This window comes from Streptomyces ovatisporus, assembly GCF_042653885.1.
GTDB lineage: Bacteria > Actinomycetota > Actinomycetes > Streptomycetales > Streptomycetaceae > Streptomyces > Streptomyces ovatisporus.
On record NZ_JBHSFH010000005.1, the window covers coordinates 107,138 to 131,755 of the forward strand.

Below are 24,618 nucleotides of genomic sequence, written 5' to 3' on the forward strand. Positions count from 1 at the left end.
CCCGGTGCGGAGGGAAGAGATCCGCGCGAGTTGGGAGTTCCTCCCCCACCGAAGCTCGTGGGGCGGACACCGCCGCGCCTCTGCTGTCCCACCCGGCAAGCGCTGCCCGGCGTGCTGCCCGGCGCTCTCGCCCCCTGAATAAGGCACCGGCCCCCACCGGTGCGATGCATCACACTCAGGGTAAGGCCGCGGTGTGACTACCGAAACCGATTGGCGAAAGTGCCGGGCGGACTCCGGGCGCCCGTCGGCTCCTGGCGCCGGTGGACCCGGGTGCCCCGGAACGGCGGATCAGACGGGAGCCGGCCACCGACGCGTACGCCCCCGCCAGTCAGAGGCCGCGGGCCGACGGGCCCGTCAAGAGGCCGTGATCCGTCCGGCGCCGCCCCCCGGCACGGCCTCGAACACACGCGGCTCCCGGTGTTCCGCCTTCGCGAATGCGTCGTGGACGGCTTCGCCGACGGCTGCCGCCTCCGATGCCTCGGCGAGCACGATCGCCGAACCGCCGAAGCCGCCTCCCGTCATCCGCGCGCCGAGCGCGCCTGCCTTCTCGGCGGCCTCGACGGCCAGGTCGAGTTCCGCGCAGGAGACGGTGAAGTCGTCACGCAGCGAGGCGTGCCCCTCGCTGAGCACGGGCCCGATGTCGCGCGTCCGCCCCGCGTCCAGCAGCCGTACGACCTCGCTGACGCGGTGGTTCTCCGTCACCACGTGCCGTACGAGGCGCCGCAGGCGCTCCTCCCCGAGACGCTCCAGCGCCTGCGGCAGCTCCTCGTACGGCACCTCGCGCAGTGTCCGGACGCCCAGGGCGGCGGCACCCGCTTCGCAGCCGGCTCGGCGCTCGGCGTAGGCGCCGTCGCCGAGTGAGTGCTTCACGCGGGTGTCGACGACCAGCAGCCGCAGCCCCTGTGCGGCCAGATCGATGGGCACCTGCCTCCGCGTGAGGTCGCGGGTGTCCAGGTGCAGGGCGTGGCCCGGGGTGCAGCAGGCCGAGGCCATCTGGTCCATGACGCCGCAGGGCACCCCGACGAAGTCGTTCTCCGCCCGCCGGCACAGCTGGGCGAGCCGGGGCGCGTCGAGGCCGAGTGTGTACAGGTCGTTGAGGGCGACAGCCGTCGCGACCTCCAGCGCCGCGGAGGAGGAGAGCCCCGCCCCGGTGGGCACGGTGCTCTCGAAGTGCAGGTCGACGCCGCCCACCCGCAGCCCGGCGGCCCGCAGCGCCCACACCACGCCCGCCGGGTAGGCGGCCCAGCCACCGCGGTCGCCGGTGGCGCCCAGCGGGGCGAGCGAGTCGACGCGCAGTTCCGTGACGCCGCCCCGCACGTCCGAGGAGTGCAGCCGCAGCACACCGTCGTCGCGGCGGGCCGCCTGGACGGCACAGGTCTGCGGCAGGGCGAGCGGCATGACGAAACCGTCGTTGTAGTCGGTGTGTTCGCCGATCAGGTTGACCCGGCCGGGGGCCGCCCACACACCGTCGGGCCGGCCCCCGTAGACCTCTCGGAAGCCTTCCGTCATGCGGTGCCCGTCCGCCGGGCGAGCTGCTGTGCGAAGTCCCAGGCGTCCTGGACGATCTGGGCGAGGTCGGTACGCGAGGGGTGCCAGCCCAGGTGCTCGGCGGCGCGTTGCGCGGAGGCGACCAGCGTGGCCGGATCGCCGTCCCTGCGGGGGGCGAGGACCTCGGGCACGTCGTGCCCGGTGACCTTCCGCACGGTCTCCACGACTTCGCGGACCGAGAAGCCGTTGCCGTTGCCGAGGTTGCAGATCAGGTGCTCGCCCGGGTCGACACGCCGCCGGGCCGTACCGCCGGACGCTCCGCCGGGAGCCGGCTGCCCGGCGTCCGCCGCAGTCATCGCGTCCATGGCGAGGAGATGGGCCTCGGCGAGGTCGGCGACGTGGATGTAGTCGCGGACGCAGGTGCCGTCGGGCGTCGGGTAGTCGCCGCCGAAGACGGAGATCGCGTCCCGGCGGCCCTGCGCGACCTGGAGCACGAGGGGGATGAGATGCGACTCGGGGTCGTGCCGCTCGCCGTGACCGTTGTACGCGCCCGCCACGTTGAAGTAGCGCAGCGAGACGGCGGACAGGCCGTAGGCACGGCAGTGGCTGCTGATCATCCTGTCGACGGCGAGCTTGGAGGCGCCGTAGGGGTTGGTCGGTGCCTCGGCGGCGTCCTCGGAGATCGGAGAGACGGCGGGCTCGCCGTACGTGGCGGCCGTGGAGGAGAACACGAGCCTGCGTACGCCCGCCTCACGCATGGCACCGAGCAGTTCGATGGTGCCGCCCACGTTGTTGCGCCAGTACTTCTCCGGGTCCTGCACCGACTCCCCGACCTGCGAGTGCGCGGCGAAGTGCAGCACACCGTCGTAGGCGGCCCGGCCCCGGCCGCCGTCCCCGCCGGCCTTCTTCAGCCACCTCGCCGCGTCCTGGACGCGGCCCTCGGCGAACTCGGCGCCCTCGGGGACCGCCTCCCGGAAGCCTGTGGAGAGGTCGTCGAGGACGGTCACCGCGTGCCCCGCCTCCAGCAGGTGCGCGGTGACGACGCTTCCGACGTAGCCGGCTCCGCCGGTGACCAGGTACTTGCGCGGAGGCACGGATCCCGGCACGCGGGCCGCCGTGGGGGGCATCTCAGTCACTCGCTACCTCTCGCAGTCGCTCGGCCGCGCTCTCGGGCGGCACATCGTTGATGAACACGTTCATCCCGGATTCGGAACCCGCGAGGAACTTCAGCTTGCCGGAAGTCCGTCGGATGGTGAAAAGCTCGAGGTGCAGCGCGAAGTCCTCGCGGGTCACGGAGGCTTCGGGGCGCACGGCAGCCGCCGCACCGTCGTCCTGCCCGTGGCGCTGTCCGTACCGGGGACAGAGGAACGGCGCCTGGTGCCAGGCGGCTATGTAGGGCGTCGGCGGCTCGTCCGGGCCGAAGACCCGGTCGAAGCGGCGCAGCAGCTCCAGATAGATCCCCGGGAACTCCGCACGTGCTTCCTCGCTCAGCCCCAGCAGGTCGGGGACCCGCCGCCGCGGGTAGAGGTGCACCTCGTACGGCCAGTGGGCGGCGTGCGGGACGAAGGCGACCCAGTGCCGCCCCTCGCACACGACGCGCCTGCCGTCCGCCAGTTCGGCGGCGAGCACGTCGTCGAAGAGGTTGCGCCCGCCGGTGCGCGCCGCGTGGCCGGCGACCGAGTCGAGCATGCGCGCGGTACGGGGGGTGGTGAAGGGATAGGCGTAGATCTGCCCGTGCGGATGCTGGAGGGTGACGCCGATCTCCTCGCCCCGGTTCTCGAAGCAGAAGACCTGCTCCACGCCGGGGAGCTGGGAGAGCTCGGCGGTCCGGTCCGTCCAGGCGTCCAGCACCAGCCGGGCCTGGCCGTCGGTGAGGGAGGCGAAGGACGCCTGGTGGTCGGGGGTGAAGCACACGACTTCGCAGCGGCCGGCGCCGGGACGGTGGGCGAACAGGCCGTACGGTGCGTCGGCCGGTCCGGGGCCCGGGCCGCCGGTGAAGGACGGGAAGCGGTTCTCGAAGACGGCGACGTCGTAGTCGGCTTCGGGGATCTCGCTCAGCCGGCCGTCGCGCGTCGGGCACAGGGGGCAGGCGTCTGCCGGCGGGTGGTACGTACGGCCCTGCCGGTGCGCCGTGACAGCCGTCCACTCCGAGAGCAGCGGGTCGAAGCGGATCTCCGAGGCCGTGTCCGTGCGCTCCAGCGGGCGTTCGTCGACCGCGTCGCGGACGGCGTCGTCGCGCAGGTCGTAGTAGATGATCTCGCGACCGTCGGCGAGCCGGTTCGACGTCTTCTTCAACGGGTTACTCCTCACCTTCCGACCCGAACATAATCGCACACAAGAAATCAGATCCCAACATCCGGAGGTGGACGGACGGACCACCCGCCGGCAGACGACGGCGAAGGGCGCGCCCCGATGCGGGCACGCCGGGACCTGCCTCCCGGACACGGATGAACAGTGACCGAGGAGCGGCGAAGAGAGCCGGAGAAGGACCATGATGCAGGCACGGCAACGGCAGGCACGCACCATCTCCGTGCCGTCGCGCGCGTCCCGCCGGGCTCAGTCCAGCGGAGCACCGGGGCGTGCGACGACCCGCTCCAGCAGCCCCGTACGCGCCGCGAGCGCCGCCGCCTCCAGCCGCGATCCCACCCCGAGCTTCATCAGCACCCGCTGCACATGCGTACGCGCGGTGCTCGGCGCGATGCGCATCCCCTCGGCGATGAGCCTCGTGTCCTCGCCCTCGGCGACGCGCATCAGCACCTCCACCTCGCGGGGCGTGAGCATCTGAAGGAGGCGGGCACCCTCGTCGTCGGGTTCCGCGACGGGATTGAGCAGCTCCGCGAAGGACTCCTGGAGCAACTGCGGCGCCACGGCCGACTCTCCCGCCCGCGCCTTCATCATCGCGCGTTCGACGCCCTCGATGCGTTCGTCGTGCCGTACATAGCCGGACGCCCCCGCGGCGAAGGCGGCGGCGATACCGCGCGGGCTGGGCACCGGCCCCAGCACCACCACGGCGATCTGCGGTTTCTCCCGCTTGATGCGGACCACCGGGTCGAAGACGCCCGCCTCCGCGGGCGAGGCGGTGCCCAGCAGACACACCTCGGGCGCCCGGCTCAGCACCAGGTCCGCCGCGCCGGCACTGGGCGCGGCAGCGGCGAGTACACGGTGCCCGCGCAGTTTCAACGCCGAGGCGAGAGCCTCGGCGAGCAGTCTGTGCTCGTCCACGACCATGAGCCGGACACCCATGCGCAACAACCCCCACGCTCCCGCGGGGGCCGCACCCTCCCCTCGCCCGACGGGCTCGGTGCCCCGGGCCGCCGTGCGGCAGCCGTGAGACCCCACCCGGGCACAGCCCCTCTCCTGTGCTCCCGGAAGCTACACGCTCGTCCGCCGTTCCGCGCCCCTTCGGTGAGAGAAGGGCGCGGAGACGGCGGAGGAGCGGAGTCCGGCCCCGCGGCGCCCTGCACCGGGCGCCGGGGGCCGATACGTCACGCCGTCACTCGGCGCCGAAACCGATGCCGAGGTACTGGGCGTAGCTGTTGACGCTGTTCCTCGAGATCAGTGTGTGGTGGAGGAAGAGACGCCCGTTCTGGTAGAGCGGCGGCTCGCGCATCGAGATCGCGGCGAAGTTGTTCTCCGTCCGCGACGAGCCACCGGGGTTCTCCAGGTAGATCTCCTGCTTGCCCCTGCCCTCGGGGTCGATGGCGACGACCTGGCCGCCGTTGCCGCTGTACGTCGGCTTCTTGTACGCGATGAGCTTCCCGTCGAGCACCCGCACGGGAATCATGGTGCGCTGCTCACCCGCGTCCGACTTCCACTCGGGCTTGCCGGTCTCGAAGTCGAAGGCGATGATCTCGTTCGTCGACGAGGTCTGGCCTTCGTGGGTGCCCGTGGGCATGTAGACGAACTTCTCGTCGACGGCCACGGAGGCGCACGACTCGACCTCGGTGTAGCAGCCGGGGTCGTACTTCCGGTCGCCCAGGGAGATCTTCGCCTTCAGCTTCTTGTCCTCGCCCACCGTCATCACGTCCGTGGTCGTGCTGGTGCCGGCGCTGATGGCGAGCACGACGGGGTCGGTGGAGATGATGCGGGTACGCTCCACGCCCTTGGGGACGTCGAACTCCCAGGTGGACTTGCCCGTCTCCGGGTCCACCTTCTGCACCTTGAGCACCGGGTCGGAGTAGCTGCCGCACCGGACGACGGCCATCAGCACCTTGCCGCCCGCGAAGCCCTCGTCCTCGCAGTTGCCCTGTTCGAGGGACTGCCACAGGCGGGTGCCGCTGGTGACCTTGTAGCCGACCGAGCCGCCGATCCACTTGGCGGCGACCACGTTCTGGCTGATGGTCAGGTTCACGCCGCTGGCGCTGACGATGTCGCCGTCGGGCAGCGACTTCTGCCAGGTCTTCTTCCCGTCGTCGAGGTCGATGACGGCGATCTGGGTGCAGTCCGCACGCTCGGCCTTGCTCTCCTTGAAGATCAGTGCCGTCCTGCCGTCGTCCGCGACGTGTCTGGAGGTCGCGCACACCTCACCGTCGAGCTCGACGTTCCAGGCCTCCTCGCCGCTGGAGGCGTCCATGCCGATGATCCCGTGCACCGTGCTCTTGGCGAAGATCTCGTCCGTGGCCCACGCCCCGGGCACGCTCGCCGGGCGGTCGCTGGAGATCGTCGGCGACTTGATCTTGAAGAGCTCCTTGCCCTCGGCGGACGCGGGCTTCTCGCCGCCCGTCGGAGAGGGCCCGTTTTTCTTCCGGGACTCCGTGTCGCTGTCGTCGTTGACCAGGAAGAAGCCGACGGTGGCGATGACCACCACCGCCGCGACCGCGGCGGCGATGATCGCGATCACCTTGCCGTTGGCACCGCCCCCGGGGGCACCGGGACCACCCGGGCCGTACCCGCCGGGAGGCGCCGTCGGATACATCCCGGGGCCGCCCGGACCGTACGGAGGCTGACCAGGCGGCTGACCCGGCTGCTGCGGGTAGCCGTAACCGGCGTGCGGAGGCTGCTGGGGGAAGCCGTAACCCGGCCCCTGGGGCGGGGCGCCGAAACCGCCCTGCTGCTGCGGATAGCCGTAACCACCGCCGGAGGGCGGCTGTTGGGGATAGCCGTATCCCCCGCCGGGCGGCTGGGGCGGAGCACCGAACCCGCCCTGCTGCGGCGGCTGCGCGGGAGCCTGAGGTGCCTGCTGATCCGGCGACTGCTGCTCGGGGCTCTGCTGCCCCGGACCGTCCGGGGCCTGCTGGCCCGGGGTCTTCTGGTCCGGGGTCTCCTTGGACAGGGAGGGAGGACCCTCCGGCTCGTCCGGGGAGGCACCGCCGGGCGGCTGGTTCGGCGGTGGAGGCGGAGGCGGCTGCGACATGACGGGTCCCCTCGTTGATGAACAGACCGGACGTCCGCCCCTCAAACCCCCGTAGGGCGGAGCGAATCGGACATCAGGCCCGCCTTCGGATGGCTCTGTAAGCGGAAGCTCTTTCTATCACCGGACAGCACGAACCGGCGGTCCGGTTCCCGGTGGGGAGCAGAGGCCGAAACGTCCTCGAGACGGAGCCGTTGCCCTGCCGTTAACGCCCCGCGCCGCCTGCCGGGGACCGGCGGGATCCCCCCGCGTCACTGCCCTTCGGCGAGCTCCAGCCAGCGCGATTCCAACTCCTCGCGCTGCACCGTGAGTTGGCGGAGTTCGGCGTCCAGGTCCGCCACCCGGGCGAAGTCCGTCGCATGCTCGGCCATCGCGGAGTGCAGCACGGACTGCTTCTCCTCGATCTTCTCCAGCTGACGCTCGATGCGCTGCATCTCCTTCTGCTCCGCGCGGGCGGCGGCGGCCGGCTTCGCCGGAGCGGACTTCGCCGGAGCGGTTCCGGACGCGCCCCCCGACGCGCCTCCTCCGGACGGGGACGAGGCACCGCCGCCACCGGGGCCGGCTCCCGGAGTGCCGCTGCCGCCGGGCGACTTCACCGGCGCCGTCACGGCCTCCCGCTGCCGGGCACGCCTCTCCAGGTACTCGTCGATGCCGCGCGGCAGCATCCGCAGGGTGCCGTCCCCCAGCAGCGCGAACACCCGGTCGGTGGTGCGCTCCAGGAAGAAGCGGTCGTGCGAGATGACGACGAGCGAGCCCGCCCATCCGTCGAGCAGGTCCTCGAGCTGGGTGAGGGTCTCGATGTCGAGATCGTTGGTCGGCTCGTCCAGGAAGAGCACGTTGGGCTCGTCCATGAGCAGACGCAGGATCTGCAGCCGGCGCCGTTCGCCTCCGGAGAGGTCCCCGACGGGCGTCCACTGCTTCTCCTTCACGAAGCCGAAACGCTCGCACAGCTGCGAAGCGGTCATCTCCCGGCCCTTGCCGAGATCGACGCGGCCGCGCACCTGCTCGACGGCCTCCAGAACCCGCATCCCGGGGTCCAACTCGGCGACCTCCTGCGAGAGATACGCCAGCTTCACCGTCCTGCCGACCTTGATGCGTCCGCCCGCCACCAGCCCGGACTGCCGCTCGCCACCGCTGCGCGCGGTCTCCTCCAGCGCCCGCAGCAGCGACGTCTTGCCCGAGCCGTTGACCCCGACCAGGCCCACCCGGTCGCCCGGGCCGAGCTGCCAGGTCAGGTGCTTCAGCAGCATCTTCGGCCCGGCCTGCACGGAGACGTCCTCGAGGTCGAAAACGGTCTTGCCCAGCCGGGAGTTGGCGAAGCGCATCAGCTCCGCAGTGTCCCGGGGCGGCGGTTCGCCCTCGATCAGCGCGTTGGCCGCCTCGACGCGGAAGCGCGGCTTGCTCGTGCGCGCGGGGGCGCCCCGGCGCAGCCACGCGAGCTCCTTGCGCACGAGGTTCTGCCGCTTGCTCTCCTCCTGGGCGGCGATGCGTTCCCGCTCGGCGCGTGCGAAGACGTAGTCGGAGTAGCCGCCTTCGTACTCGTGCACGGAACCGCGCTGGACGTCCCACATGCGCGTGCACACCTGGTCGAGGAACCAGCGGTCGTGCGTGACGCAGACGAGCGACGAGCGGCGCGAGCGCAGATGCCGGGCCAGCCAGGAGATGCCTTCGACGTCGAGGTGGTTGGTGGGCTCGTCGAGGACGATCAAGTCCTGCTCGGCGATGAGGAGTTGCGCGAGGGCGATGCGGCGCCGCTCCCCTCCGGAGAGCGGGCCGACGACCGTGTCGAGGCCCTGGGCGAAGCCGGGCAGGTCGAGGCCGCCGAAGAGACCCGTCAGCACGTCGCGGATCTTCGCGTCGCCCGCCCACTCGTGGTCGGCCATGTCCCCGACCACCTCGTGCCGTACGGTCGCGGCGGGGTCGAGCGAGTCGTGCTGGGTGAGCACGCCCAGGCGGAGGCCGCCCGAGTGGGTCACGCGGCCGTCGTCCGCCTCCTCCAGCTTCGACAGCAGCCGGATCAGGGTGGTCTTGCCGTCCCCGTTCCGCCCGACGACGCCGATGCGGTCGCCCTCGCTCACCCCGAGCGAGACACCGTCGAGCAGCGCCCGGGTGCCGTAGACCTTGCCCACGGCTTCCAGATTGACGAGGTTGACGGCCATTTCTCTCCTGTCGCGCGCTGCTCCCCCGGCCTCGGGCACGGGAAGCTCCAGCATCAGCCCTCCAGGGTACTGAGGTGGCCGCCGGCTCCGTCTGCCGCGCCGGGTGGAGCCCGTCCGGCGCGGGAGAACCGGTCCGCGGACGGCCCGTCTTCCGGGAGATGCGTGCCGACAGGCAGCCGGAGAACGGTGCGACCGGAGAGGACGTGGCCGGGCGCGACCGGAGAGGACGCACCGGAACCCCGCCCCAACCCCGCCGCGCAGCAGCCCGGTTCGAGCGCAGGGGGACGGCGGTCCTGAGCGCCGCACAGACCGAGGGGCCCGCATCGTGTCCGTGCGCGTGGCTCCGGTCACCGGTCACGCCGGCGTCGGCGCTCCCTTCCGGGCCGACGCGGCTGCCCGGCCGTCCCGGCCGTCCCGGCTGCGGGTCCGGCGTCCGCGCTCAACTCCCGTGCAGCATCAGCGCGATGCCGCCGACCATCAGCACCGACGCGGCGACCCGCGGGGTGCCGAACCGCTCCTTGAAGAAGAGCGCCCCTATGACCGCGCCCGCGATGATCGACGACTCGCGTAGAGCGGCGACGGGCGCGAGGGGCGCGCGGGTCTGCGCCCACAGCACCAGCCCGTATGCGACGACGGAGAGTGCGCCCGCCGTCAGGCCGCGCAGTGCGACGGGGCGCAGCCGGGCCCGGAGCGCACCGCGACGGGTGAGGAGCGCGTACACGGGGATGGGGACGCCCTCCAGCAGCATCAGCCATGCGACATAGCTGAGGGCTGAGCCCGAAGCGCGCACGCCGACGCCGTCGATGACGGTGTAGGAGGCGATGGCCAGCCCCGTGGCCACGGCGGCGGACAGCGCGGGCAGCCGGGAGACAGCACGGGGGGAGGGTTCCGGCCCGCTGCGGGCGGGGCCGTCGGCGGGGCGTTCCCGGCGTATCCCCCACAGCGCGACTCCCAGCAGTCCCGCCGTGGCGAGGGCCACCCCGGTCGACTGCCAGACGTCGGGCCACTCGTGGAGGAAGACGGCGGCGAGGACGGTCACGACGAGCGGAGCCGTACCACGCGCGATCGGATACATCTGCCCGAAGTCCCCGAGCCCGAACGACCGCATCAGCAGCAGCTGGTAGACGACGTGGAGCGCCGCGGAGAGCAGCAGCGGCGGCCACGCCGCGGCGGCGGGCGCGGGCACGGAGAAGGCGAGCACCAGGCCGCAGAGCGCCCCGCCCGATCCCACGAGGGTGAAGGCGATGAGCTGGTCCTCGATGTGGTGCGCCAGGGCGTTCCACGAGGCGTGTGTGACCGCGGCGGCCAGGACGGCCGCGACGACCAGCGGCGTCACGACACGTCGGCGGGCTGCTCGCGCACGTCCACGACCGACCCGCGGGCGTGGGCGATCAGCGCGTCGGGGGCGAGCGCGAAGACCGTGTGCGGAGTGCCCGCGGCGGCCCATACGACCTCGTGGTCGAGCAGCCGGCGGTCGGCGAGCACCCGCATGTCGGTCACGTGTCCGAAGGGCGGCACACCGCCGATCGCGTAGCCGGTCGCCTCGCGCACCAGGCCGGCGTCCGCCCGCTGCACGCTGCGGACGCCCAACTCCGCCTGTACGAGCCGCACGTCGACGCGTGAGGCGCCGTCCATCAGCACCAGGACCGGTTCGCCGTCTGCCGCGAAGACCAGCGATTTGACGATCTGGCTGAGCTCGCAGCCGATGGCCCGGGCGGCCTGCGCGGCGGTGCGGGTGGCCTCGGGGAAGGCACGGATCTCGACTTCGCCCGGGGGTCCCCCCGGCGAAGCGAGGGGGCCCAGCGCCGACAGGGCGGCGACGAAGCGGGGGTGGGCTGACGGTGCCTGGTTCATGCGGCCGACGCTACCTCCCGGCGGCGGACGGGGGCGACGCGGTTTCGTGCCGTCTGTCTCGGGCGCGTGTTCCCGTACGGGCGTCGGTTCCCGTGCGGGCGCGGAACCGCACTGGCCGCAACGTGCCGCGAGCGGCGCCCCCTTGGGGGAGCGCCGCTCGCCGTGCGTGTGGCCTGCCGGCCGCGCTGCTGCGCCTCGGTTGCGGCGCAGTCGCGGGGCGGGGTCAGCCCGCCGCCGCGTCCAGGATGTCGCGGACGACCGGTCCGGCGTTGTCACTGCCGTGGCCCGAGGCCGGGACCACCGCTGCCGCCGCGAGGTCCCCGTTGTACGCGGTGAACCAGGCGTTGGGCTTCTTCTGGCCGTCGACCTCCGCGGACCCCGTCTTGGCGCCGACGTCTCCGCTGAGCCCCGCCATGGGCTTGGCTGCCGTACCGCTGGCGGCCGTCAGTTTCATCAGGTTCTTCAGGTCCGCCTGGGTCTGCGGCTTCATGTTCCTGGCCGCCTTGGCGATCGTACGGTCGTCCAGCGACGGCGAGACGATCAGCGGCTGCTTGAACGTGCCGTTCTGGACGGTCGCCGCGACGGAGGCCATGTTCAGCGGGTTCATCCGCACGGCGCCCTGCCCGATGAGGGACGCGGCCATCTGGGCGTCCGACTGGGTGGGCACGCTGCCGTCGAACGTGCCGGTGCCCACCTGCCAGTTCTGGCCGATGCCGAAGACCTCGCCGGCCTCCTTGCTCAGGTCGGAGTCGTCGAGCTTCTCGGCCTGGCTGATGAAGGCGGTGTTGCAGGAGCGGGCGAAGCTCTGCGCGAACGTGCCGTTCTCGATCTCGAACTTGTCGTCGTTCTGGAACTTCCAGCCGCCGTACGTGTGGTACTTGGGGCAGGGGTGCGCCTTGCCGGGCGACGCGAGGCCCTTGTCGAGCAGCATCGCGCTGGTGATGACCTTCATCGTGGAGCCCGGCGCGAGGGAACCGCGCAGCGCCGTGTTGAAGCCGTCAGCCGGCGAGTTGGCGATGGCGAGCACTTCGCCGGTGCTGGGCCGGAGGGCGACCGCGCCGGCCTTGGCCTTGCCCTTGACCGCCTGCTCGGCGGCGACCTGGAGGTCCTTGTCGAGGGTGGTCTTGAGGGTGCCGGGCTCGCCCTTGGAGAGGGTGCGCAGGGTGGTGCCGGTGTCCTCGCCCTTGGCGTCGACGATGCGCGTCTCGACACCGGGGGTGCCGTCCGTCTTGTCGCCGTAACGCTTGCGCAGGTCGTCGAGGACGCCGGCGAGCATCGGGTGAGCTTCCTTCGTGAGCGGGGCACCGTTGCGGTCGACGGCCTTGATGGGCGGGGTGCCCGCCTTGCCGGTCCTGACCGACTGGCCTTCCTTCAGCTTCGGGTTGATCACCGTCGGCTTCCAGTCCACGACCGGGTCGCCGCTCTTCTTGTCGCGGACGACTTCCAGCGAGGAGCTGTAGTTCCAGGTGGCGCGCTGCTTCTGGTACGCGACCTGCGCGTTGACGTCGAAGGGAACCTTCGCTCCGGAGGCGGAGCCCTGCGACAGCCCGACCTTGGAGACGTGGGCCTCGTCGCGGTAGCCCTTCAGTTCCTTCGCCGCGGCGGCTGTGTCGTCGGTGAGCTTCGCGGCCTTCGCGGGGTCGCCCGAGGACCAGGCCGCGAGGAACCGCTTCGCCGTGGTACGGACCTCCGCCGCGCTGGGCGGTCCCGTCTCGACCTTGTCGGGGCCCTTCCCGTCGGACGAGGCGACGCCTCCGTTGCCGCCTTCCTTGCTTTCACCTCCGACGAGGGCATAGACGCCGAAGCCGGTGGCGGCGACGACGACTGCGGCGGCGCCTCCGATCAACGCCATCTTCTGAGTGTCACGCATTAGAGATTCTGCCCCTCCACCCCGCCTCAGCCGACGCGCCAAGGACCTGTGCGAGGCACCCTAGAGCACGCGGGCAACATCACGTACCCCGCGTATCCCTGTTAGGGCGCATATGGCCGGGAAGCGGATTCGAATAATCACCGGATCGAGACTCCGGACGCCGAACACACCCTACGCGAGCGGGAGTCGGGTGATCAGATCCAGGTGTCGAACCACATGCGCTGCTGCCACTCGTCCATGGGAATCGTCTGCCCGGTGTAGATCGGCCAGAAATAGATGAAGTTCCACACGATGAGCAGCACGAGTACGCCGGACGCGACGATTCCCGCCGTGCGTCTGCGCTCCCCCACTCCCGGCGGACCGGCGAGCGCGCCGATCATCATGCTCAGGGCAAGGCACAGGAACGGCACGAAGACGACCGCGTAGAAAAGGAAAATCGTCCGCTCCTGGTACATGAACCAGGGCAGATAACCGGCCGCGACGCCGCACAGCACGGCACCCGCACGCCAGTCCCGCCTGAAGAGCCAGCGGTAGAGGACGTAGAGCAGGGCGAAGCAGGCGGCCCACCACAGCAGCGGCGTTCCCAGGGCGAGGACTTCGCGTGCGCAGCCCTCGCCCTGCGCGGTGCAGCCGTCCTTGCCCGCCTTGGGCGACTCGTAGAAGTAGGAGACGGGACGGCCGAGCACCAGCCAGCTCCACGGGTTGGACTCGTAGGTGTGACCGGACGTGAGGCCCACGTGGAACTCGTAGACCTCCGACTCGTAGTGCCACAGGCTGCGCAGCGGCCCGGGCAGCCAGCCCCACGGGCCGGCCGCCCCCGCCTTGTCCGCCCAGTCGCGGAAGTAGCCGCCGGAAGTGGCGAACCAGCCCGACCAGGACGCGACGTACGTGCCGAACGCCACCACGACGAGGGAGGCGAAGGCGGGCAGGGAGTCCCGCCGGACCATCGCCGCGAAGGGCCGCGGCGCCCCCGCCGTGCGGCGGGCGCCCATGTCCCACAGGACGGTGAGGAGCCCGAACGCGGCGAGGATGTACAGGCCGTTCCACTTGGTGGCGCAGCCGAGGCCCAGGCAGAGACCGGCCAGGAGCCGCCACGGGCGCGGGCCGAGCCGCAGCCGGGCGCCGGTCCGGGCGTCGGGACGGACGCCGGCCCGGCCTGGCCGGGCCCCCGGGTCCCGCGGCTCGGGAGGATCGTCCGCGGGGAGCGCACGGGCGACGGCGGCGCGGGTTCTGTCCCGGTCGATCAGCAGGCAGCCGAAGGCGGCCAGCACCCAGAACATCAGCACCAGGTCCAGCAGCGCGGCGCGGCTCATCACGAAGTGCAGGCCGTCGACGGCCATCAGCGCGCCCGCGAGGCAGCCGAGGACGGTGGAACGGAACAGACGCCGTCCGATCCGGCAGAGCATCAGCACCGACAGCGTGCCGAGCAGGGCCGTCATGAAGCGCCAGCCGAAGGGGTTCAGTCCGAACATCCACTCCCCGAGGCCGATGACCCACTTCCCGACCGGGGGGTGGACGACGTAGGCGCCCTCCGGTGAGAGCGGGATGCGCTGGGGGTCGTCGAGGATGCGCTCGTTGGCCTTGTCCGGCCAGCTGCCCTCGTAGCCGTGCTGGAAGAGGGACCAGGCGTCCTTGGCGTAGTACGTCTCGTCGAATATCACGGCGTGCGGGGAGCCGAGCTGCCAGAAGCGCAGCACCCCCGCGAGCAGCGCGACCAGCAGCGGGCCGCCCCATGCCGCCCAGCGTGCAAGGCGGGCGGCGGCGTACGGCGAGAGACCGAACAGAGCGCCGATGCGCAGGTCCGGCCCGGGGAAGGGCGGCACCAGCCGCTCCCGTGTGCCGACGCGCGGGCGTCCCGCATAGCCGAAACCGCGCAGCCGGGTCTGCCAGGTCGGCAGGCTCTCCGGGGTCTCCGCGCGTGGGACGTCTGCCGCGGTGTCACTGGTCGTCACCGGGCCATCGTAGGGAACGCTCCGGCGCTGGGGGTGGCCGCACGGGAACACGCGCAGCGCCGCACAGCATGAACTGCGCCCGGCGGGGGGCCGCCCGTCCCGTGCTGCCGGACGGTCCGGCGGTGCCGCACCCCGCGCTCCGGCGGGGTGCCGGCCGCGGCGTACGCCGTCCCGGGGCGGGCCCGCAGCGTCCCCGGCCACGTCCCGGCGGCGCCTCCCGTGCTGGGAGGATGGAGGGGTGACTGGAACGCTCGTACTCGCCGGAACGCCCATCGGGGACGTCGCGGACGCACCGCCGCGCCTCGCCCGTGAGATCGCCGGGGCGGACATCGTCGCCGCCGAGGACACCCGGCGGCTGCGGAGGCTCACGCACGCGCTCGGCGTACGGACCGGGGGCCGGGTCGTCTCCTACTTCGAGGGCAACGAGGCGGCCCGTACGCCCGAGCTCGCCGAGGCCCTCGCCGGTGGGGCGCGGGTGCTTCTGGTGACGGACGCCGGCATGCCGTCGGTGTCCGACCCGGGGTACCGGCTCGTGGCCGCGGCGGTGGAGCGGGGAATCGCCGTGACGGCGGTGCCCGGGCCGTCGGCGGTGCTGACGGCGCTGGCGCTCTCGGGGCTGCCGGTCGACCGGTTCTGCTTCGAGGGCTTCCTGCCGCGCAAGGGCGGCGAGCGGCAGGCACGGCTGCGGGAGGCGGCGGGCGAGCGGCGCACGCTGGTGTACTTCGAGTCGCCGCACCGGCTCGAGGCCACTCTCACGGCGATGGCGGAGGTGTTCGGCACCGGCCGGCGAGCCGCGGTGTGCCGGGAGTTGACGAAGACGTACGAGGAGGTCCGGCGCGGGCCGCTCGGGGAACTGGCGGACTGGGCGGCGGCGGGCGTACGCGGTGAGATCACCGTCGTCGTCGAGGGCGCCGCGCAGGAGGACGGGCCGCAGCCGGACGGACCGGAGCTGGCGGGCAGGGTGGCCGTACGCGAAGAGGCGGGTGAGCGCCGCAAGGAGGCGATCGCCGCCGTGGCGAAGGACGCGGGCGTACCGAAGCGCGAAGTGTTCGACGCGGTCGTGGCGGCGAAGAAGGCGCCGCCGGGGCCGACTTCACCGGGCACGTCCGGGGGCGCGCCGTAGCAGGCCCGCCGCGGCACCTCGTGGAGAACGGCGCGGACCCACGTCATTCGCGAAGGGCCGGACCCGACGGATCGGCTCCCGACCCGGCTCGCCCGTCCCGGGGTCGGGCTTCCGCACCCGCGACTGCCCGGCCGGCTCCAGCTGTCGGCTCGCCGACGTTCAGCCCCCGCCGCCGCCTTCGACCGCGGGGGCCGTGCAGGGCCCGTCCGGGCCCGGACGGGCAGGTCCTAGGATCGCGGGCATGCCGACTTCCACGCAGCAGCCCGCACCTCCGCTGCCCGAGCCGCTCCGCGTGCCGGTCGCCGACTCGCACACCCACCTCGACATGCAGGACCCCTCCGTCGGGGAGGCGGTCGCGGCAGCCGCCTCGGTCGGGGTGACCACGCTCGTCCAGGTCGGCTGCGACCTCGAACGCTCCCGGTGGGCCGCGGAGACGGCCGCCGCGTTCCCCTCGGTGCACGCCGCCGTGGCCCTGCACCCCAACGAGGCGCCGCGCGTGGGCGACCGGGCCTCCCTCGACGCGGCGCTCGCGGAGATCGAGAAGCTGGCCGCGCTGCCCCAGGTGCTCGCGGTCGGGGAGACGGGCCTGGACTACTTCCGTACGGGCGAGGAGGGCGTCGCCGCCCAGCAGCACTCGTTCCGCGCGCACATCGCCATCGCCAAGCAGCTGGGGCGCGCACTCGTCATCCACGACCGCGACGCGCACGAGGACGTGCTGCGCATCCTCGACGAGGAAGGCGCCCCGGAACGCACCGTCTTCCACTGCTACTCCGGCGACGCGGCGATGGCACGGCACTGCGCCGCGAGGGGCTGGTACATGTCCTTCGCGGGGAACGTCACCTTCAAGAACGCGCAGCCGCTGCGGGACGCGCTCGCCGTCGCGCCCGCGGAACTCGTGCTCGTGGAGACCGACGCGCCCTTCCTGACGCCGGCTCCGTACCGCGGACGGCCTAACGCCCCCTACCTCGTTCCGGTCACGCTGCGCGCGATGGCGGAGACGAAGGGGATGTCCGAAGACGCCCTGGCAGAGCACGTGGCGGCCAACACCGCGCGCGCCTTCGGCTATTGACGAACACCCCCCTGTAGGCGCCGAATTCGGGTGAAGACAACTCTGTGTAGTGACTCCGCTTTGGAGAGTGACGCAAGTCCGGCTACAGTCCGCGCGACATCCCGCCGGAAGTTGGAGTGCGTCGTTGAGCCAGTCGCAGTCACAGGGAAGTCACCGCGCGGTGCGCCGTGCGGGGCGAGGCACGCGCGTGCAGGTCATGCCCGACCCGCGCGTGCCGGAGCAGGGGTACGGGCCCGCACCACGGGGACACGCCGTACGTCCCGGACGACCCGCGGTGTACGTCCCGCCGGTGTACGCGCAGCCCCCCGGCCGGCTCCTCGGACACGAACCCCGGCCGTACGGACGGACGTCCGGAAGCGGCGCCAAGCCTGAGCGCACGCCGCCGTTCCTCTCTCCCGACGGCTACGAGCGGAACCCCTACGACACGTACCGGCCGTCGTACGAGACCCCGCCGGCGTCCGGCGCGGACACCCGGACCGCCTCCGCACGAGCCGCCGCACGGCCGGCCGACGCGTCCCGCACCCGCTCCGTGCCCCGTCCGGGCGCCGTCCCCGTCCCCGGTCCGGGCCCCGTGCGCCGGAACGCGGAAACCGTCCGCGCGGCCCCCGCCCCGGTGGTGCGCGCCCCCGGCGGCAGGGCCGCCGCCCGCCGCGCCGAACGGGCCCGCAGAGCGGCCCGGCGCCCCGAGACGCTGCGCCGGCTGGTGCCGCAGGCCCTCGTCGTGGCCTTCCTGGCCGGCGGCACGACCGCCTTCGTCGCGCACGACAAGACAGTGCGGCTGAGCATCGACGGGCAGTCCCGCACCCTGCACACGTTCGCCGACGACGTCGGCGAACTCCTCGAGGAGCAGGACGTGCACGTGGGCGGCCACGACGACGTCGGCCCCGCCCCGCGGCAGGCCCTGGCCGACGGCGACGAGATCGCCGTACGCCACGGACGGCGCGTGGACCTCACCCTGGACGGCAGGCGCAGCAGGGTGTGGACGACGGCCCGCACCGTGACGGGGGCGCTGCGGCAGCTGGGGGTCCGCGCCGAGGGCGCTCGCCTGTCGACGGCACCCGACGCCCGGATCGGGCGGGACGGCATCACCCTGGAGGTCGTGACCGAGCGCAGCATCACGTTCCTCGCCGACGGGCACGAGGAGACCGTCACCACGAACGCGGCCACCGTGCTCGAAGCGCTCGGCGACGCGGGCCTCGAACTCGGCGGCCTGGACGTCACATCCGTGCCGATCGACAGTTTCCCGCACGAGGGGCAGACCATCACCGTCATGCGGATCACCGGCCGCGAGAAGGTCAAGGAGGAGCGCACCCCCTTCAAGACGCTGCGGCAGGCGGACCCGTCCCTGATGCAGGGCACGGAGGTCGTCTCCCGGGCCGGAAGGCCCGGCCTGCGGCGGGTCACCTACCGGCTCCGTACGGTCGACGGCGTGCGCGAGAAGCCGAGGCGCATCGCCGTCGAGGTGCTGCGCCGCCCTCGCGAGCAGATCATCCGCGTCGGCACGAGGCCGCTGCCGCAATCCGTGCCCGGCGCGGACCATCTGGACTGGACGGCTCTCGCGCAGTGCGAGTCGGGCGGCAGGCCGGACGCCGTCGACGCCTCGGGGCGCTACGGGGGGCTGTACCAGTTCGACCACCGCACGTGGAACGGCCTGGGAGGAAGCGGCCGTCCGGAGCACGCTCCGCCGGAGGAGCAGACGTACCGCGCCAAGAAGCTCTACGTGTCGCAGGGGGCGAGTCCGTGGCCGTTCTGCGGCCGTAAACTGGCGCGGTGAACGCAGTCCCCGCCCCCGGCCACCACCCCGGCCACCACCCCGACCGCGAAGCCGGTCCCGAAGCCGGTCCCGGGTCCGCTTCCGGCTCGGGTCCGGGACCGGACAGCGGCGGCTCCGACGCCCTCCTCGGCCCCTCCGACATCCGCGAACTCGCGGCGACACTGGGGCTGCGGCCGACCAAGCAGCGGGGGCAGAACTTCGTCATCGACGCCAACACCGTGCGCCGCATCGTGCGTACGGCCGAGGTGGGCGCGGACGACGTCGTCCTGGAGATCGGTCCCGGGCTCGGCTCGCTGACCCTCGCCCTGCTGCAGGCCGCGCGGCACGTGACGGCGGTCGAGGTCGACGACCAGCTCGCGGCGGCGCTGCCCGGGACCGTACGGTCCCGGCTGCCGCTGCGCGCCGGCGACTTCACGCTCGTGCATGCGGACGCGATGCAGCTGGACGTGCTGCCGGGCCCGTCCCCCACCGCGCTGGTCGCCAACCTCCCGTACAACGTGGCCGTTCCTGTGCTGCTGCACATGCTGGCCACGTTCCCGACGCTGCAACGCGTCCTGGTCATGGTCCAGTCGGAGGTCGCAGACCGGCTGGCGGCACCGCCCGGTTCGAAGGTCTACGGGGTCCCCTCGGTCAAGGCCGCCTGGTACTGCGAGGTCAAGCGGGCGGGCGCCGTCGGCCGCAGCGTCTTCTGGCCCGCACCGAATGTGGACTCCGGCCTCGTCTCGCTCGTACGCCGGGACCCTCCGCGCACGAGCGCCCGGCGGGACGAGGTCTTCGCCGTCGTCGACGCCGCGTTCGCCCAGCGCCGCAAGACCCTGCGCTCGGCGCTCTCGGGCTGGGCGGGATCGGCGGCCGCCGCCGAGGAGGCGCTGACCCGGGCCGGGGTCTCCCCGCAGGCGCGGGGGGAGGCGCTCACCGTGGAGGAGTTCGCCGCCGTCGCGGAGCAGCACGCACAGCACAGGGAGACAGCCGCGTGAGTGACGCCGAGCGCGTGAACGGCGCCGGGTACGTGACCGTACGGGTGCCCGCGAAGGTCAACGTCCAGCTCTCGGTGGGGGGTCTGCGGGCCGACGGTTTCCACGGCTTGGCGAACGTCTTCCTCGCCGTCGGCCTGCACGACGAGGTCACCGCCTCCCCCGCGGACGGTCTCCAGCTGACGGCCGAGGGCGCAGACGCGTCCCAAGTGCCGCTGGACGAGAGCAATCTGGCGGCCCGCGCCGCGCGGCTGCTCGCCCGGCGGCACGGACGGACACCCGGTGTGAGGCTGCACATCGCCAAGGACATCCCCGTCGCGGGAGGCATGGCCGGCGGCAGCGCCGACGCGGCGGGCGCGCTGCTGGCGTGTGACACGCTGTGGGGCACCCGTACTCCGCGTGAGGAACTCCTCGCCATGTGCGCCGAGTTGGGTTCGGATGTGCCGTTCTCCCTCGTCGGCGGTGCCGCGCTGGGGCGTGGCCGGGGCGAGTTGCTGACGCCCCTGGAGACCGGCGGCACCTTCCACTGGGTGTTCGCGGTCGCGGACGGCGGCCTCTCCACGCCCGCCGTCTACCGCGAGTGCGACCGCCTGCGCGAAGCGGAGGGCGGGGGCGCCACCGTCGAAACGGTCCCCGAGCCGGAGGCGTCGGAGGATCTGCTCGCCGCGCTGCGCAGCGGTGACGCCCGCGCGCTGGCGGGTGCGCTCTCCAACGACCTTCAGGCGGCGGCGGTTTCGCTGCGCCCGTCGCTCGCGGACACCCTCAAGACCGGTGAGGCCGCCGGGGCGCTCGCCGCCCTCGTCTCCGGCTCGGGCCCGACGTGTGCGTTCCTCACCGGGGACGCCGGCTCCGCCCGTGACGTGGCCGCCGCGCTGCAGGCCTCGGGACACTGCCGCACCGCACGGACCACCACCGGCCCCGCTCCCGGTGCGACGGTGGTCCGTACCGGCTGAGGGCAGCGGCGGCGCAGCGCCCCGGCCCTGCGGGGCCTACGCCCCGGCGTCCCGGGTCGCCTGCTGGAAACCGGAGTTGACGGACGTGATGCCGCCGTCGACGGGCAGGGTGATGCCCGTGATCCACGCGGCGTCCGCCGATGCCAGGAAAGCGACGGCGGCCGCGATGTCGTCGGGGCGGCCGACCCGGCCCAGCGGGTAGACGGAGCCGAGGTGCTCCAGCACCGCTTCCCGCCCTGCCCACGCGGCTGTGTGCACAGTGCCGGGTGCGACGAGGTTGACCCGTACCCCGCGGGGGCCGCCCGCTCCGGCCAGCGTGCGGGTGAGGCTCGTCAGCCCCGCCTTGGCCGCGCTGTAGGCGTGGTTGCCGAAGTCCTGGAGACCGTTGACCGAGCCGATGTTGACGATCGCGCCGCGACCGCCCGCCGCGGCGAGGTGCGGCATCGCCGCACGTGCGCAGCGGAAGGCTCCCGTGAGGGTGGTGTCGAGGTCCTGCTCCCAGGTCTCGTCCGGTTCGTCCTCCAGCAGCTCCGCGTCGGGGTGGCAGGAGTAGGCGTTGTTGACCAGGACGTCCAGACGCCCGAACCGCTCGACGGCGTGTGCCACGGCGGCCTCGACGCTGCGCCTGTCGCCCACGTCGCACACCAGCGCCTCGGCGGTGCCGCTGGAGCCGTTCTCCGCGTCCCCGACGGTCCCGCTCGCGCTGCCGCCGCTGTCGCGGCGGATCTCCTCCGCCGTGCGCCCGGCCCGTCCGCCGTCCACGTCCGTCACCAGCACCCGGGCGCCCTCGGCCGCCAGTCGCCGGGAGACGGCCGCACCGATGCCCTGTCCGGCCGCCGTCACCAGTACCGCAAAGCCCTCGAATCGCCGCATCGGGCGAGGTTAGCGCCGTACCCGGCCGGACGGCGAGGGGCGTACGGCGTGAGGCGTACGGCGAGGACCGGGCCGCGCGGGCCGGGCCGCGAGGACCCGGCACAACGCACCCCGCGCGGCGAGGGCCCGCGGCGCCCGGTTCTCAGTCCTCCCGCTCGCCGTCGCCCGGGTCCGCCGTGTCGTTGCGGCGTGCCCGTGTGAAGGGGAGGACCGCTGCCAGGTGTTCGGCCTCGGCGTGCGCGGGCTCGAAGCCGTAACCGGGCGCCGGGGCCACCGGTTCGGCCTCGCTTCCGTAGCGGCCCGCGCCCATGAACACCGCCAGCGCCTGCTCCAGGGTCTCCCCGGTCGTCCGGGCACGGATGCGGGCCGCCTCCAGCTGCTGCCGTGTCGGCCTGCGCCCGGGCCCGGGGGGACCCTTGCCGACCGGAGCGTTCATGGCTTCCTGCCCACACCCGCGTAGAGCGTGGCACTGCGCAACTGGTCGGCGTCGGCGGGGAGTTCATGCGTGCCGTCGGGGCGCCACTCGTGAGCCGCGGTCACCCCCGGTTCGAGCAGCTCCAGCCCGTCGAAGAAGAGCCCGACCTCCTGGTGGGAGCGGAGCTGCACCGTCGTGCCCGCCGCGTCGTAGACCTTCTTCACGCCCTGCCAGGCGGCAGCGTCGAAGTCGGTGGTGCAGTGCGAGAGGACGAGGAAGCTGCCGGAGGCGAGCCGGTCGAGCAGGCCGCGGACGATCTCGTACGGCTTGTTCTCGTCGGGGACGAAGTGCAGGAGCGCGACGAGGGAGAGCGCCACCGGCTCGTCCAGGTCGATGATCTCGCGCAGCCGAGGCGAGTCGAGGATGTCGTCCTCGCGGATGTCGGCGCTGATGTAGGCGGTACGTCCCTCGGGTGTGCTGCGCATGAGGACGTGGGCGTACTCGAGCACGGTGGCGTCGTGGTCGGCGTACACGACGCGGGCGTCGGGCGCCACGCCCTGAGCGACCTGGTGCAGGTTGGGCGAGGTGGGGATGCCGGTGCCGATGTCGACGAACTGCCGCACGCCGTACTCGGAGGCGAGGGTCCGCGTCGCGCGGTGCATGAACGAGCGGTTGGTCTCGGCGGTGAGGCGGATGTGCGGGCAGACCGTCAGCACCTTCTCGGCGGCCTCCTCGTCGACGGGATACCAGTCCTTGCCGCCGAGGTAGTAGTCGTACATCCGGGCAGAGTGCGGCCTGCTGGTGTCGATCTCCGGCTTGCCGGACGTGGTCATCGTTCATCCCTTTTCTGCCGTGTGGGCCGGCGGGAGCGCACGGCGAGTGCTCCCGCGCGACCGGTCGTGTGGTCTGTGGTTCCGGGGATGGTGCTGGGGACGTGCGCTGGTCGGGCGCTCGTCCTCGTTCTGGTCGGCGCCGGTCGGTGCTGATCGGTGCCGGTCGGTGCCGGTCGGTGCCGGTCGGTGCCGGTCTGCTATTGGTCGGTGCCGGTCCTGGTCCGTGCGGTGTGCCGCCGGCCCGGCGGGTGCCTGCCGGGCGGGCGGCGCGGCCGGGCGCCGCCCGCGGGTCGCCGCCAGGCGGCCCTCAGCCGTCGGGCGACCCGAACTCCGGTGCGGGAATCGTCATTTCGAGAACTCCTTGCGCAGGTTCATCAGGTACGTCTGCGGATCGGGCACGTACTCGGCGGCCAGCAGCGAGACGCGGGTCAGCGCCTCCAGGTGCGTGACCACGTCGGGTCTCTGGTCCAGGTACACGGCGCTGGTGAGTCCCACCTCGGTGTAGACGATGTCCTGCAACTCCCGTTCGCGGAAGCGGAAATACGTCAGATGACCGCCCGTCGCCGGATGGGCCCCCGCCGCCATGGGGACGATCCGCAGCGTGATGCTCGGATGCCCGGCCGCCTCTATGAGCCGGTCCATCTGACCCCGCATGACGTCCGGGCCGCCCACGTCCCGCCGCAGCGCCGCCTCTTCGAGCACCACCCACAGCGTCGGGGCGTCCGGCCGCTCCAGCAGCGCCTGACGGCGCACCCTCAGGTCCACGCGGTGCTCCAGCGCGTCCTCCGACGCGTTGGGGAAGCCCGCGCGGATGACTTCGCGCGCGTAGTCGCGTGTCTGCAACAGGCCGGTCACGTAGTGGGGTTCGTAGACCCGTATCACCTGGGCGTCGGTCTCCAGGCTGACGTACGCCCGGAACCAGTCGGGCAGTGCGTCGCGGAACGGGTACCACCAGCCGGGGGCGTTGGCCCGCTCGGCCATCGAGATGAACTCTCCGACCTCCGCGTCGCCGACGCCGTAGAGCCTCAACAGCTCCTTGACGTACGGGACTTTGAGGCCGACCTGCGCGTTCTCCATGCGTCTGATCGTCAGGTGGTTGACCCGCAGGACCTTGGCGGCGTCCTCCACGCGGACGCCCGATCCCTCACGCAGCTCCTTGAGCCGCTTTCCGAGGATGATGCGCAGCACCGTGGGGGCACTCGACCCGCTCGGCAGTGCATCAGTCACGCCCCACCTCCGGGGATCGGCGTCGACAGTGGTGCTTGTTCTCAGCGTCGCTGACAGTGTCGGACATCTGTCGGGGCGTCAACTTCCGTCTCTCCACTGGGTCTTCACTCTGAAATTATCAGAAGGAAGCTTGCGAGTTGAAGACCGCAGCGCTCATAGTGAACTCCGTGCTCCCCTTGAGCGTGCCCCCCACGCACCTCCCACCGCGCCATCCGTCCGACACGACCACGGATTCAACAGCGCTCCGGCTGCCGGCCGAGGACGTCAGCGTGCCTCGAGCCCGCCATGCGCTGGACCGCTGGCTCCGCGAACGGGGCGCCTCGCCCGACTTACGCGAGCAGGCGGCCCTCGTCATCTCGGAGCTGGCCACGAACGCCGTGAAACACACCGACAGCAGCTGGATCGTGTGCGCCGCCACCTCCTCGCCGTACGGCGGGGTGCAGGTGGAGGTCCACGACGACGACTCCGGCAGCCGTTCCCCCTGCCGCCGCACGCCGACGGCCGAGAAGGAGGGCGGCCGCGGGCTGCACATCGTCGAGGCGCTGGCGGAGAGTTGGGGCGCGACGGCGTCGGCCGTCACACGCGGCAACGTCGTCTGGGCCAGGCTCCAGGACTGACCGCGGCGCAGGCCCGCCGAGGGGACGGCAGGACGTCTGCCACGCTCCCCCGCGGGCTGCCGGTCACCCGTCCCGCACCGACGGCGT

The 24,618-nt window shown here is 72.6% G+C and carries 19 protein-coding genes and 2 pseudogenes; 6 read left to right on the forward strand and 15 right to left on the reverse strand.

The genetic code is table 11. The annotated features are described in order from the left end of the window. Positions 1 to 354: 354 nt before the first annotated feature. From galK to ACFPA8_RS08985, 11 genes and pseudogenes are all read right to left on the reverse strand, one after another. Positions 355 to 1,509 carry a galactokinase gene (galK, locus tag ACFPA8_RS08935; RefSeq protein ID WP_386444991.1) on the reverse strand — a complete coding sequence of 385 codons (1,155 nt, stop codon included), beginning with the start codon at positions 1,507 to 1,509 and terminating at the stop codon, positions 355 to 357. Further along, positions 1,506 to 2,615 (reverse strand): UDP-glucose 4-epimerase GalE, encoded by a 1,110-nt coding sequence (gene galE, locus ACFPA8_RS08940; protein WP_386446256.1) that lies wholly within the window; start codon positions 2,613 to 2,615, stop codon positions 1,506 to 1,508. The genes galK and galE overlap by 4 nt, the downstream gene beginning before the upstream one ends. A gap of 1 nt (position 2,616) precedes the next feature. Continuing rightward, positions 2,617 to 2,781 (reverse strand): annotated as a pseudogene (locus ACFPA8_RS08945) (galactose-1-phosphate uridylyltransferase); the annotation flags it as partial. A gap of 72 nt (positions 2,782 to 2,853) precedes the next feature. After that, positions 2,854 to 3,783 (reverse strand): annotated as a pseudogene (galT, locus tag ACFPA8_RS08950) (galactose-1-phosphate uridylyltransferase); the annotation flags it as partial. Between the two features lie 261 nt (positions 3,784 to 4,044). Further along, complete coding sequence (locus tag ACFPA8_RS08955) at positions 4,045 to 4,731, reverse strand: response regulator transcription factor (protein ID WP_386444993.1); 687 nt, start codon at positions 4,729 to 4,731, stop codon at positions 4,045 to 4,047. Positions 4,732 to 4,981: 250 nt separating this feature from the next. After that, positions 4,982 to 6,841 (reverse strand): outer membrane protein assembly factor BamB family protein, encoded by a 1,860-nt coding sequence (locus tag ACFPA8_RS08960; protein ID WP_386444996.1) that lies wholly within the window; start codon positions 6,839 to 6,841, stop codon positions 4,982 to 4,984. 248 nt (positions 6,842 to 7,089) lie between these two features. Next, on the reverse strand, positions 7,090 to 8,997 hold the full coding sequence (locus ACFPA8_RS08965) for an ABC-F family ATP-binding cassette domain-containing protein (protein ID WP_386446259.1): 1,908 nt from the start codon (positions 8,995 to 8,997) through the stop codon (positions 7,090 to 7,092). Between the two features lie 439 nt (positions 8,998 to 9,436). Next, complete coding sequence (locus ACFPA8_RS08970) at positions 9,437 to 10,333, reverse strand: EamA family transporter (RefSeq protein ID WP_386444999.1); 897 nt, start codon at positions 10,331 to 10,333, stop codon at positions 9,437 to 9,439. Next, on the reverse strand, positions 10,330 to 10,851 hold the full coding sequence (locus ACFPA8_RS08975; protein ID WP_386445002.1) for a YbaK/EbsC family protein: 522 nt from the start codon (positions 10,849 to 10,851) through the stop codon (positions 10,330 to 10,332). The genes ACFPA8_RS08970 and ACFPA8_RS08975 overlap by 4 nt, the downstream gene beginning before the upstream one ends. Positions 10,852 to 11,074: 223 nt before the next feature. Next, on the reverse strand, positions 11,075 to 12,703 hold the full coding sequence (locus ACFPA8_RS08980) for a penicillin-binding transpeptidase domain-containing protein (RefSeq protein ID WP_386445004.1): 1,629 nt from the start codon (positions 12,701 to 12,703) through the stop codon (positions 11,075 to 11,077). 212 nt (positions 12,704 to 12,915) lie between these two features. Further along, positions 12,916 to 14,673, reverse strand: a complete 1,758-nt coding sequence (locus ACFPA8_RS08985) for a dolichyl-phosphate-mannose--protein mannosyltransferase (RefSeq protein ID WP_386445007.1) — start codon at positions 14,671 to 14,673, stop codon at positions 12,916 to 12,918. A 238-nt stretch (positions 14,674 to 14,911) separates the two neighbouring features. Between ACFPA8_RS08985 and rsmI the strand changes: the two genes are divergently transcribed. The 5 genes from rsmI to ACFPA8_RS09010 all read left to right on the forward strand — a co-directional run bounded on the left by rsmI (position 14,912) and on the right by ACFPA8_RS09010 (position 20,566). Next, positions 14,912 to 15,796 carry a 16S rRNA (cytidine(1402)-2'-O)-methyltransferase gene (gene rsmI / locus ACFPA8_RS08990; RefSeq protein WP_386445010.1) on the forward strand — a complete coding sequence of 295 codons (885 nt, stop codon included), beginning with the start codon at positions 14,912 to 14,914 and terminating at the stop codon, positions 15,794 to 15,796. A 241-nt stretch (positions 15,797 to 16,037) separates the two neighbouring features. Then, on the forward strand, positions 16,038 to 16,865 hold the full coding sequence (locus ACFPA8_RS08995; RefSeq protein ID WP_386445013.1) for a TatD family hydrolase: 828 nt from the start codon (positions 16,038 to 16,040) through the stop codon (positions 16,863 to 16,865). Between the two features lie 196 nt (positions 16,866 to 17,061). Beyond that, entirely contained in the window at positions 17,062 to 18,639 is a 1,578-nt protein-coding gene (locus ACFPA8_RS09000) for a ubiquitin-like domain-containing protein (RefSeq protein WP_386445016.1), read from the forward strand. Positions 18,640 to 18,779: 140 nt separating this feature from the next. After that, positions 18,780 to 19,616 carry a 16S rRNA (adenine(1518)-N(6)/adenine(1519)-N(6))-dimethyltransferase RsmA gene (gene rsmA, locus ACFPA8_RS09005; RefSeq protein ID WP_386446262.1) on the forward strand — a complete coding sequence of 279 codons (837 nt, stop codon included), beginning with the start codon at positions 18,780 to 18,782 and terminating at the stop codon, positions 19,614 to 19,616. Continuing rightward, positions 19,613 to 20,566 carry a 4-(cytidine 5'-diphospho)-2-C-methyl-D-erythritol kinase gene (locus ACFPA8_RS09010; RefSeq protein WP_386445019.1) on the forward strand — a complete coding sequence of 318 codons (954 nt, stop codon included), beginning with the start codon at positions 19,613 to 19,615 and terminating at the stop codon, positions 20,564 to 20,566. Before rsmA ends, ACFPA8_RS09010 begins: the two co-directional genes overlap by 4 nt. A 36-nt stretch (positions 20,567 to 20,602) precedes the next feature. Here ACFPA8_RS09010 and ACFPA8_RS09015 read toward each other — a convergent pair whose 3' ends face one another. The 4 genes from ACFPA8_RS09015 to ACFPA8_RS09030 form a co-directional block, all read right to left on the reverse strand. Beyond that, positions 20,603 to 21,439, reverse strand: a complete 837-nt coding sequence (locus ACFPA8_RS09015; RefSeq protein ID WP_386445022.1) for an SDR family NAD(P)-dependent oxidoreductase — start codon at positions 21,437 to 21,439, stop codon at positions 20,603 to 20,605. Positions 21,440 to 21,581: 142 nt separating this feature from the next. Next, the gene (locus ACFPA8_RS09020; RefSeq protein ID WP_386445025.1) at positions 21,582 to 21,875 is read right to left on the reverse strand and encodes a hypothetical protein; all 294 of its coding nucleotides are present in this window, start codon (positions 21,873 to 21,875) and stop codon (positions 21,582 to 21,584) included. After that, entirely contained in the window at positions 21,872 to 22,687 is an 816-nt protein-coding gene (locus ACFPA8_RS09025) for an SAM-dependent methyltransferase (protein ID WP_386445027.1), read from the reverse strand. Before ACFPA8_RS09025 ends, ACFPA8_RS09020 begins: the two co-directional genes overlap by 4 nt. A 345-nt stretch (positions 22,688 to 23,032) precedes the next feature. After that, positions 23,033 to 23,914: a helix-turn-helix domain-containing protein gene (locus ACFPA8_RS09030; RefSeq protein WP_386445030.1), complete on the reverse strand. Its 882-nt coding sequence runs from the start codon at positions 23,912 to 23,914 to the stop codon at positions 23,033 to 23,035. Positions 23,915 to 24,096: 182 nt separating this feature from the next. On the opposite strand from ACFPA8_RS09030, the gene ACFPA8_RS09035 reads away from it, so the two are divergent. Further along, positions 24,097 to 24,531: an ATP-binding protein gene (locus ACFPA8_RS09035; RefSeq protein WP_386446264.1), complete on the forward strand. Its 435-nt coding sequence runs from the start codon at positions 24,097 to 24,099 to the stop codon at positions 24,529 to 24,531. The last annotated feature ends 87 nt before the right edge of the window (positions 24,532 to 24,618 follow it).